This is a genomic window from Rubrivivax albus, assembly GCF_004016515.1.
Classification (GTDB): domain Bacteria; phylum Pseudomonadota; class Gammaproteobacteria; order Burkholderiales; family Burkholderiaceae_C; genus Rubrivivax; species Rubrivivax albus.
This window is the reverse complement of sequence record NZ_SACT01000001.1, coordinates 1,104,745-1,121,950: the sequence shown is the minus strand read 5'-3', so window position 1 is coordinate 1,121,950 and position 17,206 is coordinate 1,104,745. Positions and strand designations below refer to the sequence as shown.

Annotated in this window: 16 protein-coding genes; 8 read left to right on the top strand and 8 right to left on the bottom strand. The window is 72.3% G+C overall.

The genetic code is table 11. The features are described 5' to 3' along the window. The first annotated feature begins 1 nt into the window (after position 1). Both ENE75_RS05220 and serB read left to right on the top strand, forming a co-directional pair. Positions 2-298, top strand: a complete 297-nt coding sequence (locus ENE75_RS05220) for a helix-hairpin-helix domain-containing protein (protein ID WP_128196262.1) — start codon at positions 2-4, stop codon at positions 296-298. Positions 299-371: 73 nt separating this feature from the next. After that, positions 372-1,088 (top strand): phosphoserine phosphatase SerB, encoded by a 717-nt coding sequence (gene serB / locus ENE75_RS05215; protein ID WP_128196260.1) that lies wholly within the window; start codon positions 372-374, stop codon positions 1,086-1,088. Positions 1,089-1,124: 36 nt separating this feature from the next. Here the strand turns inward: serB and ENE75_RS05210 are convergent, their stop codons facing one another. Continuing rightward, positions 1,125-2,081, bottom strand: a complete 957-nt coding sequence (locus ENE75_RS05210) for a hypothetical protein (RefSeq protein ID WP_128196258.1) — start codon at positions 2,079-2,081, stop codon at positions 1,125-1,127. Between the two features lie 464 nt (positions 2,082-2,545). Between ENE75_RS05210 and ENE75_RS25055 the strand changes: the two genes are divergently transcribed. Then, positions 2,546-2,824, top strand: a complete 279-nt coding sequence (locus ENE75_RS25055; protein ID WP_199232213.1) for a hypothetical protein — start codon at positions 2,546-2,548, stop codon at positions 2,822-2,824. A 30-nt stretch (positions 2,825-2,854) separates the two neighbouring features. Here the strand turns inward: ENE75_RS25055 and ENE75_RS05200 are convergent, their stop codons facing one another. The 6 genes from ENE75_RS05200 to ENE75_RS05175 all read right to left on the bottom strand — a co-directional run bounded on the left by ENE75_RS05200 (position 2,855) and on the right by ENE75_RS05175 (position 10,472). Continuing rightward, positions 2,855-3,496 carry a glutathione S-transferase family protein gene (locus ENE75_RS05200; RefSeq protein WP_128196256.1) on the bottom strand — a complete coding sequence of 214 codons (642 nt, stop codon included), beginning with the start codon at positions 3,494-3,496 and terminating at the stop codon, positions 2,855-2,857. Positions 3,497-3,524: 28 nt separating this feature from the next. Beyond that, positions 3,525-5,351 (bottom strand): TRAP transporter permease, encoded by a 1,827-nt coding sequence (locus ENE75_RS05195; protein WP_259371701.1) that lies wholly within the window; start codon positions 5,349-5,351, stop codon positions 3,525-3,527. A gap of 53 nt (positions 5,352-5,404) precedes the next feature. Further along, positions 5,405-6,343 carry a TAXI family TRAP transporter solute-binding subunit gene (locus tag ENE75_RS05190; protein WP_128196253.1) on the bottom strand — a complete coding sequence of 313 codons (939 nt, stop codon included), beginning with the start codon at positions 6,341-6,343 and terminating at the stop codon, positions 5,405-5,407. A gap of 114 nt (positions 6,344-6,457) precedes the next feature. Then, positions 6,458-7,543, bottom strand: coding sequence for a malate/lactate/ureidoglycolate dehydrogenase (locus ENE75_RS05185; protein ID WP_128196252.1), 1,086 nt, complete (start codon positions 7,541-7,543; stop codon positions 6,458-6,460). Positions 7,544-7,551: 8 nt separating this feature from the next. Then, positions 7,552-9,057: an amidase gene (locus ENE75_RS05180; protein WP_128196250.1), complete on the bottom strand. Its 1,506-nt coding sequence runs from the start codon at positions 9,055-9,057 to the stop codon at positions 7,552-7,554. Continuing rightward, complete coding sequence (locus tag ENE75_RS05175; protein ID WP_128196249.1) at positions 9,054-10,472, bottom strand: amidase; 1,419 nt, start codon at positions 10,470-10,472, stop codon at positions 9,054-9,056. The genes ENE75_RS05180 and ENE75_RS05175 overlap by 4 nt, the downstream gene beginning before the upstream one ends. A 93-nt stretch (positions 10,473-10,565) precedes the next feature. Here ENE75_RS05175 and ENE75_RS05170 point away from each other — a divergent pair, with 93 nt between their 5' ends. Genes ENE75_RS05170 through ENE75_RS05150 form a run of 5 tightly spaced genes read left to right on the top strand, consistent with a single transcriptional unit; the run spans position 10,566 to position 16,311 of the window. Beyond that, positions 10,566-12,044, top strand: coding sequence for a M81 family metallopeptidase (locus ENE75_RS05170; RefSeq protein ID WP_128196247.1), 1,479 nt, complete (start codon positions 10,566-10,568; stop codon positions 12,042-12,044). Beyond that, positions 12,041-13,726 carry an amidohydrolase gene (locus ENE75_RS05165; RefSeq protein ID WP_128196246.1) on the top strand — a complete coding sequence of 562 codons (1,686 nt, stop codon included), beginning with the start codon at positions 12,041-12,043 and terminating at the stop codon, positions 13,724-13,726. The genes ENE75_RS05170 and ENE75_RS05165 overlap by 4 nt, the downstream gene beginning before the upstream one ends. 10 nt (positions 13,727-13,736) lie before the next feature. Further along, complete coding sequence (locus ENE75_RS05160) at positions 13,737-14,657, top strand: CobW family GTP-binding protein (RefSeq protein WP_310733606.1); 921 nt, start codon at positions 13,737-13,739, stop codon at positions 14,655-14,657. A 27-nt stretch (positions 14,658-14,684) separates the two neighbouring features. Further along, positions 14,685-15,527, top strand: a complete 843-nt coding sequence (gene tauD / locus ENE75_RS05155) for a taurine dioxygenase (protein WP_128196242.1) — start codon at positions 14,685-14,687, stop codon at positions 15,525-15,527. Continuing rightward, on the top strand, positions 15,502-16,311 hold the full coding sequence (locus ENE75_RS05150; RefSeq protein WP_233258924.1) for an alpha/beta fold hydrolase: 810 nt from the start codon (positions 15,502-15,504) through the stop codon (positions 16,309-16,311). Before tauD ends, ENE75_RS05150 begins: the two co-directional genes overlap by 26 nt. 17 nt (positions 16,312-16,328) lie before the next feature. Here the strand turns inward: ENE75_RS05150 and ENE75_RS05145 are convergent, their stop codons facing one another. Beyond that, positions 16,329-17,201, bottom strand: coding sequence for a DMT family transporter (locus tag ENE75_RS05145; protein ID WP_310733604.1), 873 nt, complete (start codon positions 17,199-17,201; stop codon positions 16,329-16,331). Between the last annotated feature and the right edge of the window lie 5 nt (positions 17,202-17,206).

Below are 17,206 nucleotides of genomic sequence, written 5' to 3'. Positions count from 1 at the left end.
CATGCCGGCCCTGGCAAAGGCCCGCCACGCCGGCGAGGCGAGGCAGCTCGAGCAACTGCCCAACATCGGCCCCTCGATCGCCGGCGACCTGCGCCGTCTTGGCATCCAGGACCCGGCCGATCTGGCGCGGCACGACGCGCTGTCGCTCTACCGTGCCCTGGAACGCGCCACCGGCCGCCGGCAGGACCCGTGCGTGCTCGACATTTTTTTGGCCGCCACCGACTTCATGCGCGGCGCCCCCGCGCGGCGCTGGTGGTCGTACACGGCCGAACGCAAGGCCCGCTACGGCATCGGCTGACCCAGGTGAGCGCCGGCCGCCGCAGCGCGGTCGACGCGCCCACTGCGGGTCAGGCTGCTAGCATCCGCGCCCCATGTCCGCCATCGAACACGCCCCCGGCCTCTTCATCCGCGGCTTCACGCCGCCATTGAAGCTGCGCGACTTCCGCCTCGCCGCCTTCGACATGGATTCCACACTGATCAACATCGAGTGCGTGGACGAGATCGCCGCCGCCGTCGGCCGCAAGGACGAGGTGGCCGCCATCACCGAAGCCGCGATGCGCGGCGAGATCACCGACTTCAAGGACGCCCTGCGTCGCCGCGTGGCCCTGCTGGCCGGTGCGCCGGTGGAAGCCCTGGAGCAGGTCTGGGCCGAGAGGCTGCGCCTCAACCCGGGCGTCGAGACCTTCGTGCGTGCCTGCCAGGACGCTGGCCTGAAGACCCTGCTCGTCTCCGGCGGCTTCAGTTTCTTCAGCGAACGCATCCGCCACCAGCTCAAGCTGGACTTCGCCCGCGCCAACACGCTGGGCGTGGCCCAGGGCCGGCTCACCGGCACACTCTTCGACCGCCCCTGGGGCGACATCGTCGACGGCGCCGAGAAGAAGCGCGTGGTGCTCGAAGTCTGCGAGCTGATGGGCATCGACACCGCCCAGGCCATCGCCGTCGGCGATGGCGCCAACGACCTGCCGATGATGGCCGCCGCCGGCCTGTCCATCGCCTACCACCCCAAGCCGGCGGTGCGTGAAAAGGCCATGCTCACCATCATGAGCGGTGGCATGGACCGCGCCCTGGAGGTGCTGCAGCCCGGCTGACCCGTGCGGCCGATGCCTGGGTCACGCCGGTCGGGTTCAGCGTTCGAACGCCAGTTCCACACGATGCACCGTGGGCTGGGCCAGCGCCTCGTAGCGCCACTGCAGCAAGGCCGACAGCAGGACGCGGCGCACCCCCATCGGCACCCGGGTCAGGAACGTCGCGTCCTGGACCGAGCCGTCGGTGGCCAGTGTGAGGTCCACCGACACGACGTCCACCAGGCCGAGTTCATCACGCAGGCGGTCGGTCAGCGCCGGCTCGATCATCGTGCGCAGTGCCGGCGTTGACGGCAAGGCTGGCGACGATGTCTCTGGCATCTCTTTCGGCACCGTGACCGCTGGCTCCGGCGACTGCGGGAACGCCATGGGGTCGCCTGGGGGCACGGACGTGACGGCAGGCGGGTTCGCCGGCACCGCCTGGCTGGGGGCGGAGACGGTCGCGGCCGGCTGATCCGGTGCCCACTCCATGGTCTTGAACACCGGTGCCGGCAGTGGCGTCGCGGGCAGATCCTCGGCCAGGCGCGCCGCGTCCGCCTCCGCAGGCGGCGTCGCGACCGCCTCTGGCGCCCGCGGCGGCCCACTACCCTGACCCACTGCAGGCAACGGCGCCGGCCGCACCGGGGTCGATGGCTGGGCCACCGACACGTCCGCAGTGATCGCCGCCGGCGCCGCGCCGCGCCTCGGCGGCAGGATCGGCTCCACCGTGATCCGGATGCCCGACGGCGCAACGGCATCTTCGCTGGCCAGCCGGTCGCCGCTGGCCACGCCTGCGGGGCTGACGACGGCAGACGCTGCCGCCTCAGGCGCATCCGCCGAGACCCGGCGGCGCACCGTGATGCGGCTGGCCTCCAGGATGCGGCGCAGCGGGTTCTCGGCCTGACGGCGCGCCCTCGCCATGGCCTCCTCGTCGGCTGAAGGCGCAGGAGCCTGTGCCGTCGCGGCAAACGCCATCAGCGCGAGCAGCGGGCCAGCCAGCACCAGCCAGAGCCTGGGCATGCGAACAGTTCCTCCTCCGGCGCGCCGCGTGAGCCGCGCCTCGTGTCGTCGGGTCGATGCGTCTGGTCGGACGCTTTGCCGGTGATTTATGCGGGCAAGCGTGATGCCGGCGGCCGGATTCTAGGCAGCAGGCCCGTCGCGTCCACCCGGGAACCACCGGATCGAGGGGTCCTTGCCGTCGAGGGGCACACACACTGGCCGCCAAGCTGTCAACAAACCGCAGACCGCTGCCATGCTGCAGACCAGGGTCCGGCTCGACGGGCTGCGCATGCCCACCCACTGGTACGACCTCTGCGCCGACCTGCCGCTACCGCTGTCCCCACCGCTGCCCCCGGGCACGCTGCAGCCGGTCGGCCCAGACGACCTGGCCTCGCTGTTCCCCATGGCGCTGACCGGGCCGGAGGTCAGCACCGAGCGCGAGAGCCCGATCCCCACCCCGGGGCCGGCACAACGCCCAGGCCGGCGTGAAGAAGCTCACCACCGAGACCGGCGTCCGGCCAGCGGGGATCGTCGCTGTTCTTCGCCAGCAGCCTGTTCAGTCGGGCGGGCAAGGGCGCCATCGTCGAGGCGCTGCGCTACAAGGCCGAGGACCGCAGCGAGACCATCTCTTCAGCCTCTGCGGCCACGGCCACTTCGGCACGAGTGCCTGCCGCACCTGCATGGCCGACAGGCTGGTCGACCAGGCCCGCGTCGAGGTGGAACGGGCGATGGCGGCATCCGGCCTGCCGTCGGTGCCTGCCTGACGGCCAGAGCGTGGTGGGGCCGCGTCCCGTTCAGGTCCGACGCAGCGGCACGGCGAACCCGCGCAGCACGCCCGGGCGCGCCATCACGGCGTCGTACCAGCGCTTCACGTGGGGATAGTCCGCCAGATCGACCTCGTGCCGCGGGTGGCGCCAGGTCCAGCCCACGATGGCGATGTCGGCGATGCTGAACTCGTCGGCGAAGTGCTCGTGCGCCGACAGGTGCTCGTTCATGACCTCGTACAGCCGGCGCGTCTCCTTCATGTAGCGCGCCAGGCCGTAGCGCCGGTCGGCCTCGTCGGCCAGCGCGATGAAGTGGTGCACCTGGCCCGGCATGGGCCCGAAGCCGCCCATCTGCCACATCAGCCACTCCAGTGCGCGGACGCGGCGCACCGGGTCGGCCGGCAGTCCGCGGCCGGCCTTCTCCGCCAGGTAGATCAGGATCGCCCCTGACTCGAAGACCGACAGCGGGTGACCGCCGGGGCCGTCGGGGTCCAGGATGGCCGGGATCTTGTGGTTGGGGCTCAGGCGGACGAACTCCGGCGCGTGCTGCTCGCCTTTCGTGATGTCGACGACATGCACGCGGTAGGGCAGGCCCAGTTCCTCCAGCGCCACGCTGATCTTGCGGCCGTTGGGGGTGTCGAAGCTGTAGAGGTCGATGGTGCGGTCGGTCATGCGGTCGGTGCAGTCCTTGCCGTCGGTGTCAGGCCGTCTCGGCAGAGGGTTCGGGCCGCCGCACCCAGCGCTGGCTGGCCAGCGTGATGGCGATCAGCGCCAGGCCCAGCAGGTCGGTGGCCCAGCCCGGTTTGATCAGCACCAGGGCCGCGACGAACAGCAGCACGCGCTCCCAGGGGCGCGCCTTGCCGAGGAAGAAGTACTCGTGCAGCGACCCGGCCAGACAGGTGACGCCAACCACCGCCGTCAGCGTGGCCAGGGCCACGTTCAGCGGCTCGCCGATCAGCAGCAGCGACGGCGCGAACACGAACATGAAGGGGATGATGTAGCCGGTGAGGCCCAGCTTCACCGCCGCCCACGAACTGTCCATCAGGCCGGCACCCGAGAGCCCGTTGGCGGCATACACCGCCATCGCCACCGGCGGCGTGATGGCCGAGAGCACGGCGAAGTACAGCACGAAAAGGTGCGCCGCCTCCACCGCCACGCCCAGCTTCACCAGTGCCGGCACCAGCAGGGCCACCTGCACGATGTAGGCTGGCGTGGTGGGCAGGCCCATGCCCAGCAGGATGCCGGCCAGCATGGTCAGCAGCAGCGCCAGGATCAGCGAGTTCTGCGACAGCGCCAGCACCACTCCGGTGAAGCTCAGGCCCAGGCCGGTGAGCGTGATGGTGCCGATGACGATGCCGGCGCAGGCGCAGGCCAGCGCCACGACAATGGTGTTGCGCGCACCGGCCTCCAGCGCCTGCAGCACGACCTGCGGCGTGAAGGTGTGGCGCGTGCTGGCCCGCAGCCAGGTGGTGGGCACCACGGACAACGTGCCCACCAGCGCCGCGAAGGCGGCACTGCGGCCGGAGAGCAGCACGCCGATGATGATGACCAGCGGCAGGAACAGGTGGCCACGCTCGGTCAGCACCTGCTTCAGGCGCGGCAGGTCGGCCTTGGGCAGGCCCTTCAGGCCGATGCGGCGGGCCTCGAAGTGCACCGCCATGAACACGGCCAGGTAGTACAGAACCGCCGGCAGCAGCGCGAAGGCGGCCACCTTCAGGTAGCTCACGCCCAGGAACTCGGCCATCACGAAGGCCGCCGCGCCCATGATCGGCGGCATCAGCTGGCCGCCGGTGGACGCCACCGCCTCCACCGCACCGGAGAAGGCCGGCCGGTAGCCGCTGCGCTTCATCAGCGGGATCGTGAAGGTGCCGGTGGTCATCACGTTGGCCACCGCGCTGCCGGAGACGGTGCCGAACAGGCTGCTGGTGATCACCGCCACCTTGGCCGGCCCGCCGCTGGTGTGGCCGGCCAGCGCCAGCGCGAAGTCCATGAACAGCTGCCCCGCCCCGCTGCGCTCGACGAAGGCGCCGAACAGGATGAACAGCATCACGTAGGTGGCGCTGACATACAGCGGGATGCCGAAGATGCCCTCGGTGGTGAGGTACAGCTGGTCGAGCATGATGCCCGGCGACTGCCCACCCAGCGTCAGCCCGTAGGCCGCGAAGACGATGGCCGTGGCCGGCAGCGCCCAGCCGGTCGCCCGCCGCGTGGCCTCGATCAGCAGCAGGATCAGGCCGCCGCCGAAGACGTAGTCGGCGACCACCGGGTCGTCGACGTAGTACATGCGGTTGCGGATGTACTCGAGGTTGGCGCTGGCGTACAGCGCGCAGGCCGCCGCCGCCAGCACCAGCGCCCAGCCGAACCAGCCCGGCCGTTCGGCGCGGCCGGTCAGCCCCGGCATCACCAGGAAGGCCAGCACCAGCGCGAACGCCAGGTGCGTGCCGCGCATGACGTACGCCTCCGGGGGCCCGACGAAGGCCACCCAGAGGTGAAAGGCCGACATCGCCACCGCGACCGCGGTGACGATGTGCGCGGTCCAGCCCCCGCGGGCCGGCGCTTCCGTGGCGACGGCGTCGGCGCTCAGAGGACGCCCGCTTCCTTGTAGAACTTCTCGGCGCCCTTGTGCAGCGGCACGCCGATGTCCTCGGCCATCATCTTCGGCGTGGTGCTGGCCATGGCCTTGGCGATGGCGGCGAGGTCACCCTTGTTGTCGACCATGCCCTTGAGCACCTTGTAGACGGCGTCGGCGTCGAGGTCGCAGCGCGCGATCACGTGCGTGGCGTAGCCGATGGTCTGCACGTCGGCGGTCTGCTTGGGGTAGCTGCCGGCCGGGATCACCAGCTTGGTGTAGCCCGGGTTCAGCTTGCGCATGGCCTGGAACTTGTCGTCCGGGATCGAGATGAGCTTGATGTCGCGCGCCGAGGCCAGGTCCATGATGGCCGAGGCCGGCACCGTGGTGCCCAGCGTGAAGGCCTGGGCGTTGTTGTCCTTCATCAGCGACACGGCATCGGTGTAGGACACGTAGCTCACGCGGCCCATGTCGTCGTACTTCATGCCGTAGACCTCCAGCGCCTGCTGGCTGATGAACTCGGCCGTGTTGCCCTTGGGCTGCACCGCCAGGCCCTTGCCCTTGAGGTCGGCCAGCGAGTTCACGCCGCTGTCGGCATTGGCCACCACCTGGAAGTACTGCGGGTACAGCGTGGCCACGTTGCAGACGTTGGTGGCCTTCTCGGTGAAGGGCGCGCGGCCGGCGACGCCGTCGACGGTGGAGATGGAGTTGGCGAAGCCCATGTCGGCCTTGCCGCCCTGGATGGCCTTGACGTTGGCGATGCCGGCGCCGGGCAGCACCTGCAGCTTCAGGCCGGCCTTCTCGCCGATGTTGGCGATGGCGCCGCCCAGCGGGTACCAGGACCCGCCCTGCGGGCCGGTCATCAGGCGCAGCTGCTGGGCCTGCGCCGCACCGGCGACGAGCAAGGTGGCAGCGACGGCGACGGTGGCGAAGGTGTGGCGACGGGTCATGCGGTCTCCTTGGTCATATGGTGTGATGATTGGCCGATGGCGGCTCACGCCGGATGGTAGGCCGCGAACCCGGCGGCCCTTATCCGCATTGACCCGGAAGGGCCGACCCCAGGTTCAGGCCGCGGTGTCCGCCGTGCCGGACACCCCGCAGGCGGCGCGCCACGCAGCCGCGCCCAGGCCGACGGTGTCGGCCGCCGTCTCCAGCTGGCGCCAGGTCTCGCGGTCGATGGGCACGCCGTCGGCGCGCGCCGCACGCGCGGCCAGTTCCGGCTCGCCCGCCACCTGCACGCCGCCCTCCCCGGTGGCCGGCGAGGCGCGCACCCAGTCCACCAGCCGCGCGATGTCGGCCGACAGTGCGTCCAGCGTGCCCAGGCGGGCCGGGTCGATGGCGATGGTGAGCATGTTGTTGACGATGCGCCGGCGCGTGGGCACCTCGTGCTGCACCGGGCCGCCGAACAGGGCCGAGCCCAGGATCTCGCACATGAGCGCCAGGCCCGAGCCCTTGTGGTCGCCGAAGGGCAGCAGCGCACCGCCGGCGAAGAGCTGCGCCGGGTCCTGCGTCGGCCGGCCTTGGGCGTCCAGCAGCACCTCCGGCGGCAGGGTCTTGCCGCTGTTGAGCGCCACGCGCACCTTGCCCACGGCCAGCTTGCTGGTGGCGAAGTCCAGGATCAGCGGCGGCGCACCCACCCGCGGCACGCCGATGGCCACCGGGTTGGTCACCAGGCGCGCGTCGCCGCCACCGAAGGGTGCGACGACCGGCGTGCTGATCACGTTGACGAAGTGCAGCGACACCAGGCCCTCGGCTGCCGCCAGTTCGGCCCAATGGCCGATGCGGCCGATGTGGTGGCTCATGCGCAGGCCAGTGAGGCTGATGCCGTGTTCCTTGGCGCCTGCGATGGCCACCTGCATGGCCTCGAACCCGGCCACCTGGCCCAGGCCCATGCCGCCGTCCAGCACGGTCAGTGCGCCGGCCCGCAGCACGGTGTCGGGCTTGCGGTTGAGGTGCAGCTCGCCGGCCTGCAGGATCTCGACGTAGATCGGGATCATGCCCACGCCGTGCGAGTCGTGGCCGGTGAGGTTGGCACCGACGAGCTGCGCCGCCGCGAGGCGCGCTTCCTCCTCGTGGCTGCCGGCAGCGCGGAACAGCGCCTGAACGGCCGCATCGAGCGCGGCAGGATGGACGGTGACGATGTCGGTCATGGGAGCGGTCAGGAAGTCTCGGTCGCGATCGGTGGCGGCACGAATGCGCGGTAGTGGTCTTCGATCCACTGCGCAAAGCGAAGGCACAGCGGGTCGGCAAACAGCGGGCCGACGATCTGCGCCCCCACCGGCAGCCCCTGTGGGCTCAACCCCAGCGGCACGGCCGTGGCCGGCACACCAACGATGCCTGGGTAGCCAGCCCAGAACAGGGCGTCGGTGCTGGGCTGGCGGGTTGGCCCATCTCGCCCGTCCACCGGGATCATGCGCTCCCAGCGTTCACCGGTCTGCATGTGGGGGAAGGCCGGCGTCGTGGCCACCGGGCAGATCAGCAGGTCGAAGCGCTCGAAGAACGCCGCCCACTGCCGGCGCAGCCCGCTGCGCCGCTGGTCCATGCGCACCCAGTCGCGGTGCGTGAAGACGCTGCCGCGCATGTGGCGTGCGGCGTAGCTGCGGTCGTCGGCGGCGTAGCCCCGCGCACGCTGCTGCACCTGGGCGTAGGTGGCGTCGTCGTAGTGCGAGCCGGTGGCCGCGCGCAGCAGGTGCAGGTAGACGTCGTTGGCCTCGGCGCTGTCCACCGGCCGCGCGTCCTCGGTCACCTGCACGCCTTCGCGGCGCAGGAAGTCCACCAGGTCACGCAGGGCCTGCTGGACGCTGGCGTCGACCTCGGCCTCGGTATCGTCGAACAGCACCGCCACGCGGCAGCGGCGCGGCGGCAGGCCGGGGTCGCGCCAGGCCACGGGCAGGCGGCCCAGCGGCGTGGTCACGTCCAGCGGCTGGGCCAGGATGTCCATCGCCAGCGCCAGGTCGTGCGCGCTGCGGGCCAGTGGCCCGGCCACGGCGATGTCGAAGGCGTCGGCATCGGCCATCGGCACCAGTTCGTGGCCGACCAGCGGCACCACGCCCCAGGTGGGCTTGTGCCCCCAGACGCCGCAGTAGTGCGCCGGGTTGCGGATCGAGGCACCGATGTCGCTGCCGAGTTCCAGCGCCGTCAGTCCGGCGGCCAGCGCCGCCGCCGAGCCGCCCGACGAGCCGCCGGGTGTGCGGCCCAGGTCCCAGGGGTTGTTCGTCGTGCCGTAGACCGGGTTGAAGCTCTGCCAGTCGGCCAGCGAGACCGGCACGTTGGTCTTGCCGAAGACGACGGCGCCGGCGGCCTTCAGGCGCTGCACGGTGACGGCGTCGGTGGCGGCCAGGTTGTGGCGGAAGGCCTCGAAGCCGTAGGTCGTCGGCAGGCCGGCGACGTTGAAGCTCTCCTTCACGCTGATGGGCACGCCGTGCAGCGGGCCGTCGACCTGCCCGGCCGCCAGCCGCGCATCGGCCGCGCGTGCCGCGTCGCGCGCGCGGTCCAGGTCGCGCACCGGCATCGCGTTGATGCGCCCGTCCAGCCGCTCGACGCGGGCCGCAAAGTGGTCCAGCAGTTCCAGCGACGACCACTCGCGCCGCCGCAGGCCGCGCGCCAGTTCGTGCGCTGGCAGCAGGGCCGGGTCGCCACCGCCCGATCGCACCGGCCGCGTCATGCCGCCTCCAGCCGCGACAGGTCCGGCCGCGGCACCGGGTGCAGCCGCTCCCAGGCACGTGCTGCTCGCAGCACCAGGGCATCGTCGAACATCGGGCCCACGAACTGCAGGCCGATGGGCAGGCCCCCGGCCGTCAGCCCGCAGGGCACGGTGATCGCCGGCTGCTGCGTGAGGTTGAACGGGTAGCTGAAGGGCGTCCAGCCGAGCATGCTCTGCGGGTTCATCGCTGCGCTGCCGGGCTCGCGCACGTCGAAGGCCGGCACCGCCACCGCCGGCGTCACCAGCAGGTCCCAGCGCTGCATGAACTGCCGCATGTGCGAACCGAGGGCGCCGCGACGCAGGTTCAGCCGCTGCACGTCCAGCGCGCTGTAGCCCGCGCCGATCTCTGCCTGGGCCCGGAAGTCCGGGTCGGCCACGGCCTGCTGCTCGGGGCTCAGCGTGTTCCACAGCGTCCACGAGCCGACGAACCACAGGCCGGTGGTGATCTCCAGCGGGTCCTCGATGCCGGGGTCGATGGCCTCGATGGTCGCGCCCGCGTCGGCCAGCCGCTGCACGGCCGATGCGCAGGCGGCCGCCACCTCCGGGTGCACGCTCTTCGCGTAACCCAGCGTCGGCGACCACGCGATGCGCAGCCCTTCCAGGCCATCCTGCAGGCCCAGCCGGTGGTCGCGGTCGGTGGGCGGCAGCGCCGTCCAGTCGCGCGCATCCGGCCGGCACATCACGTTGAGCGCCAGCGCCGCATCGGCCACGCTCATCGTGTGCGGGCCCAGGTGGGCCACGCTGCCGAAGGGCGACAGCGGGTAGGCTGGCACGCGGCCGAAACTGGGCTTGAGGCCCACGTTGCCGCAGAAGGCCGCCGGGATGCGCACGCTGCCGGCGCCGTCGGTGCCCACGGCTATCGGCCCCATGCCGCAGGCCACCGCGATGGCGGCGCCGCCGGACGAGCCGCCCGGCGTCTTCGTCGGGTCCCAGGGGTTGCGCGACAGGCCGCTGCGCGGCGAGTTGGTCTCGCCCTTGCAGCCGAACTCCGGTGTCGACGTCTTGCCCAGCAGCACCGCGCCGGCCTCGCGCAGGCGGGCCGTCACCGGGGCGTCCACGTCCCAGGGCTGGTTGGCGTCCTGCGTGCGGCTGCCGCGCAGCGTGGGCCAGCCGCGGGTGAGGATGAGGTCCTTGATCGAGGCCGGCACGCCGTCGAGCGCGCCCATGGGTTCGTCGCGCAGCCAGCGCGCCTCGCTGGCGCGGGCGGCGGCCATGGCCTCGTCGCCGGCCACGTGCACGAAGGCGCGCAGCCGCGGGTTGTGGCGCTCGATGCGGTCGAGCGCGGCGCGCGTGGCCTCCACCGGGGAGGCGGCGCGCGTGCGGTACAGCTGCAGCAGCTCGGTGGCGCTGCAGTCGGCAAGGTCGGTGGGGGGCATGCTCGGGTTGTGCCTGTGGCGCAGGCCCGCATCTTCGGTGACGCTCACGGCCGTCCACCCCGGGGAATGCCCCAAGCCACAGGGAGCCCACGCATGCGCCTGGTGATCGCGCAGATGAAGCACGAGACCAACACCTTCTCGCCCGTGCCCACGCCGCTGGCGCGCTTTGCCGTCGGTGGTGGCGAGCCCTTGTCGGGTGACGCCGCGCGCGAGGCCTGCCGCGGCACGGGCGCGGCACTGGCCGCCTTCGTGGAGCAGGCCGAAGCGGCCGGCGCGGACATCGTGCTGCCCATCGCCGCCAACGCCTGGCCCAGCGGGCCGGTCGACGAGGCGGCCTACGAGCACATGGCCGGCCGCATCGTCGACGCCGTGGCCGCCGGCTGCGACGGCGTGCTGCTGGACCTGCACGGCGCCATGGTGGCCGAACACCTGGACGATGGCGAAGGCGAACTGCTGAGGCGCGTGCGTGCCGTGGCGCCCACCGTGCCCATCGGCGTGGCGCTGGACATGCACACCAACCTGTCGGACACCATGGGTGTGCACAGCACGGTGATGGCCGGCTACCAGACCTACCCGCACGTGGACATGCACGGCACCGGCCAGCGCGCCGGCCGCGCGCTGCTGGCCCAGTTGCAGGGCCAGGCCCGGCCAGAAATGGCCTGGGGCCGGCGCCCGATGCTGCCGCACGTGATGCGCCAGGGCACGCACGACGGCCCCAACCGCGCGCTGCAGGCCCGTTGCCGCGAAATGGAGGCCGCGGGCGCGCTGTGCGCCACGGTCTTCGTCGGTTTCCCGAACGCCGACGTCGAATTCGCCGGCCTGTCGGCCGTGGTCGTGACGGACGGCGACGCCGCGCTGGCGCGCCTCTGGTGCGACGAGCTGCTGGACATGGCCTGGGCGCAGCGCGAAGGCTTCGTGTTCACGCCCGAACCCCTGGCCGACTCGATGGCCCGCGCTCGGAAGCTGGCCACCGACGGCGGCACGGTGGTCCTGCTGGACCACTGCGACAACTGCGCCAGCGGCGGCACCATGGACACGATGACGGTGCTTGGCGCCATGCTCGACGCCGGACTGCAGGACGCGGTGGCCTTCGCCGTCTTCGACCCGGAAGCTGCGCTGGCCATGCACGCCGCCGGCGTCGGCGCCACGCTGACCCTGCCGCTGGGCGGCAAGCTGGCGATGCCGACGCTCGGACTGGCCGGTGCGCCTCGCATGGTCTCGGGCCGCGTGGTGCACCTGGGCGACGGCCGCTTCCGCAACCGCGGCCCCATGGCCGCCGGCGAGTCGAATCACATGGGGCCGACCGCCGTGCTGGACACCGGTGGCGTGCGCATCGTCGTGATCTCCAACCACGTGGAGCCGCACGACCTCGCCGCCTTCGACGCCGTCGGCATCGACCCGGCACGGGCCCGGTTCCTGATGCTCAAGAGCCGCGTGCACTGGCGTGCCGGTCTGGGGTCGCTGGCGCGGCACATCGTCGAGTGCAACGGCACCGGCGTCTGCACCTCGGACTACGCCGCCCTGCCCTTCCACCGCCTGCGGCGGCCCATCTACCCGCTGGATCCGCTGTGACCGAACACGCCACCGACACCACCACCACCACCGTCTTCGCCGCCCGCCGCATCGTCACGCTGGAACCGGGCCAGCCCGAGGCCACGCACGTCGCCGTGCGCGACGGCCGCATCCTGGCCGTCGGCGACCAGGCGCGCATGGCGGCCTGGGGGCCTTTCACACTCGACGAGCGATTCGCCGACCAGGTGCTGCTGCCCGGCTTCGTCGAGGGCCACTGCCACCTGGCCGAGGGCGGCGTGTGGCGCGACGTCTACCTCGGCTGGCACGAACGCCGCGGCCCGGACGGCCGTGTCTGGCCCGCCCTGCGCAGCATGGCCGCAGTGGTCGAACGCCTGCGCGAGGCCGACGCGCGCATGGCCGCCGCCGGCCTGGGCGCGGACGTGCCGCTGGTGGGCTGGGGCTTCGACCCCATCTACTTCGGTGGCGAGCGCATGACGGTCCGCACGCTGGACGCGGTGGACGAATCCCCCACCGCGCGGCCCATCGTCATCGTGCACGCCAACGTGCACCTGCTCAACGCCAACCGCACGATGCTGGCCCGCGCTGGCATCGACGAGCACATCGAGGTCGAAGGCGTGGGCCGCCTGGACGACGGCACGCCCGACGGCGAACTGCGCGAGCCGGCGGCCATGTACCTGGTGTTCAAGCACATCGGCCCGGTGGGCCCGATGGCGCCGCTGAGCGACGGCGCGCTGCGCGACTTCGGCCGCATCGCCTGCCGCGCCGGCGTGACCACGGCCACCGACCTCGTCAACAAGCTCACCGAAGCCGACCTGGCGCGGCTGGAAGCCTACGCCGACGACGACGACGCCTGCCGCGTGCGCCTGCTGCCGGCCTTCCAGGCCTTTCATGGCACGCACGGCGCGGCCGCCGGCGCGGACTACGTGGCCGGGCTGCACAGACGCAGCCGCGAACGGCTGCGCTACGGCCTGGTGAAGATGATGCTGGACGGTTCCATCCAGGGCTACTCCGCGCGGCTGCGCTGGCCCGGCTACGTCAACGGCGCGGCCAACGGCATCTGGGTGACGGCGCCGGCGCAGTACGAGGCCGACTTCGAGACCTATCACCGCGCCGGCCTGACCATCCACACCCACACCAACGGCGACGAGGCCAGCGAGGCCGCCATCGAGGCCATCGAGCGCGTGCTGGCCCGCTGCCCGCGGCCCGGCCACCGGCACACGCTGCAGCACGGGCAGATGATCGACCGCGCGCAGTTCCGCCGCATGGCCGCGCTGGGCCTGCACGCCAACCTGTTCCCCAACCACCTCTGGTACTGGGGCGACGCCCACCACGACATGACACTGGGCCCCGACCGTGCGGCGCGCATGAACGCCTGCCGCAGCGCGCTGGACGCCGGCGTGACGCTGGCCATCCATTCCGACGCACCGGTGACACCGCTGGGGCCGCTGTTCAGCGTGTGGTGTGCGGTCAACCGAGTCACCCCGGCGGGCCGTGTGCTGGGCGCCGGCGAGCGGCTGACGGTGGACGAGGCCCTGCACGCCGTCACGCTGGGCCCGGCCGCCACGCTGGGGCTGGACGGCGAGATCGGCAGCATCGCCGTCGGCAAGCGCGCCGACTTCGCCGTGCTGGCGCAGGACCCGCGCGACGTGTCGCCGGAGGCGCTGAAGGACATCGCGGTGCACGGCACGGTGCTCGGCGGCCGCTGCTTCGCCGCGGGCTGAAGCACGCGTGGTGCCACGCATCCCCTTCGTCGTGATCGGCGGCTTCCTGGGCGCCGGCAAGACCACGCTGCTCAACCGCTGGCTGCGCGAAGCCGAAGGTCAGCGCCTGGCGGTGCTGGTCAACGACTTCGGCGCCATCGACGTCGACGGCACGCTGCTCGACAACACCGCCGGCCACCGCACGCTGGCGCTGGCCAACGGCTGCGTGTGCTGCGCCGTCGGCGACGACCTGGGCGGCGCGCTGACCCAGGTGCTGGCCATGACGCCTGCCGTGGACGCCATCGTCGTCGAGACCAGCGGCGTGGCCGACCCCTGGCGCGTGGCGCAGTACGCGCTGGCCGACCCGGCGCTGGTGCTGGAAGCCGTGGTGGTGCTGGTCGACACTGCCGCCATCGTGGCCATGGATGCCGACCGTCGGCTCGCGGACAGCGTGCGGCGCCCGCTGGCGCATGCCGACCTCGTGCTGCTGAACCACGCCGACCGCTGCGACGCCATCACGCTGTCGGCAGCCGAGGCCTGGGCAGCAGCCCACGCGCCGACGGCGCCACGGCTGACCACCTCGCACGCCGACCTGCCCTGGCCGGCCGTCTGCGGCGCCGGACTGCACGTGGCACGCGGCGGCTGGCCGGCCGGCCCGGACCCGCGCCACGGGCAGCGCTTCGCGCAGTGGGCCACGCGTGGCGCCGGCCCCTACGACCCGGCGCTGCTGCGCCAGTGGCTGCGCCAGCTGCCCGCCGGCGTGCTGCGCCTGAAGGGCCTGCTGCCGCTGGCCGACGGCCGTTGGGCCGAGCTGCAGTACGCCGGCCGCCACGGCAGCCTGCGCCTGCGCGACGCGCGCAAGGATCTGGCACCGGCGCTGGTGGCCATCGGCCTGGCGGGCGAGCTGCCCGAGCGGGCGCTCGAAGCCGGCCTGGCGGCCACGCGCGGCTAACATCGCGGCACACGTGAGGAGTCGGCCATGAGCCTGCAGATCCAGCCCTTCAGTCCCGCCATCGGCGCCCGCGTCAGCGGCGTTCGCCTGGCCGGCGGCATCGACGACGCCACGCGCGACGCGCTGATGGCGGCGCTGCTCGAGCACCACGTGCTGTTCTTCGAGGACCAGCCGATCACGCCCCCCGAGCAGCGCGACCTGGCCCGCCGCTTCGGCGAGCTGATCACGCACCCGATCTACCCGCACGCGCCGGGCGTGCCGGAGATCGTGGTGCTCGACACCAGCGATGACAACCCGCCGGACAACGACAACTGGCACACCGACGTCACCTTCCTGGCCGAGCCGGCGATGGGCGCGATCCTGTCGGCGCAGCACCTGCCGCCGCGCGGTGGCGACACGCTGTGGGCCAGCGGCATCGCCGCGTTCGAGGCCCTGTCGAAGCCTTGGCAGCGCATGCTCTGCGGCCTGCACGCCGAGCACGACATCCTGCGTTCCTTCCCGGCCTGGCGCTTTGCCCGCACGCCGGAAGAGAAGGTGCGCTGGGAGCAGGCGCGCATCGATCACCCGCCGCGGCTGCACCCGGTGATCCGCACGCATCCGGTCAGCGGCCGCCAGGGGCTGTTCGTCAACGAGGGCTTCACCGCCCGCATCGTCGAGCTGACCCCCACCGAGAGCGACGCCGTGCTGCGCCAGCTGTACGCGCACATCGCCAAGCCGGAGTTCACCGTGCGCTGGCGCTGGAAGCTGGGCGACATCGCCTTCTGGGACAACCGCCTGACGCAGCACTACGCCACCGCCGACTACGTGCCGTCGCGGCGGGTGATGCACCGCGCCACGATCAAGGGTGACGCGCCGTTCTATCGTGCCTGAGACCGGCACGCGACTGACGGTCGACGGCACCGAGGTCCTGGTCGACGGCAGCGGGCCGGCCACGCTGGTGATGGTGCACGGCTGGCCCGACACGGCCGCGTTGTGGACCCCGCAGGTGGCGCACTTCCGCGACCGCTTCCGCTGCGTGCGCTTCACGCTGCCGGGCTTCGACATGCACGGGCCGCGGCGTCCTCTCACGCTGCAGGCCATGGTCGACCACCTGGCGGCGATCGTCGACGCCGCGAGTCCAGGCGAACCCGTGACGCTGATGCTGCACGACTGGGGCGCGGTCTACGGCTACCAGTTCGCGATGCAGCACCCGCAGCGGGTGGCACGCATCGTCGGCATCGACGTCGGCGAGACGGCCTCGGGCGAGTTCCTGCGCAGCCTGCCGTGGCAGGCCAAGGCCGGCGTCCTGGCCTACCAGGGCTGGCTGGCGCTGGCGTACCAGTTGCCGCGCGCCGTGGGCGACCGCATGACGCGCTGGATGGCGCGCCAGCTGCGGGCACCCGGCGATCCGGCCACCATCGGTGCCACGATGAACCATTCGTACGTCATGCAGTTCACCGGCGGCTTCAAGGGGTCACGCCGCGTGAGCCCAGCCTGCCCGATGCTGTTCGTCTATGGCACGCGAAAGCCCTTCATGTTCCACGCGCCAGCCTGGGCCGAGCGCATCGCCGCCACGCCCGGCGGCGCCGTTCATGGGCTGAAGGCCGGACACTGGGTGACGGTGAACCAGCCCGAGGCTTTCCACCGCCTGGTGGACGCTTGGCTGGCGGCCTGAACGGCAGCCCGTCCGGTTCAACGCCGAGCCATCGCCCGCATCGCCAACGCCGCGCCGCCGAGCACGGCCGCGAAGCCCAGCAGGTCCAGACCACCGGGGCGGTCGCCCACCAGCAGCATCGCCCCGAGCACGCCCACCACCGGCACCGCCAGCGTGGTGAGCCCGGCCACGGTGGCCGACACGGCGCCCAGCAGGCGGTACCAGAGCACGTAGGCCACTGCGGTGGCGATGAGCACGTGGAAGCCCATGGCCACCAGCGTTGCCGCGGGCCAGGTCGTCGGCCAGGCCTCGCCGGCCACCGCCGCGGCGGCCAGCGCAGCCAGTGCACCCACGGCCAGCTGCCAGGCGGTGGCCACGACACGGTCGCCGGTCATCGGCCAGCGCTTCATCACCATGCTGCCCAGCGCCCACACCAGCGCGGCCAGCAGCGGGAACACCAGCCCGGCCACCGAAGCACCGTGCAGCGCGCCGTCGAGCACCGGCCAGGCGAGCACGGCCACGCCGGCCATGCCCAGCGCCAGCGCCGCTGCGCCTGCGGCGCCCAGCCGTTCACCCAGCAGCAGCGCGGCCAGCGCCGCGTTCATCATCGGCATCGTGAACGTGAGAACGGCGGCGCGCGATGTGCTGGTGTTGAGCTGCGCGAAAGCGGTCGCGAAGTTGAACAGTGCCACGGTGAAGCCGCCGCCGATCAGGATGGGGATGGCGTCGGCGCGGCGGGGTCGCAGGTCCCTGCCCTGCCAGGCTGCCAACGCGAACAGCACGAGCACACCACCGCCCAGGCCGATGCCGCGGGCCAGGAAGGGCGGCACGGAGCCGAGGATGATCTTCACCGCCGGCCAGTTCAAGCCCCAGGCCAGCGCCAGCACCACCGGGATCCAGCGCAGCGGCATGGCCG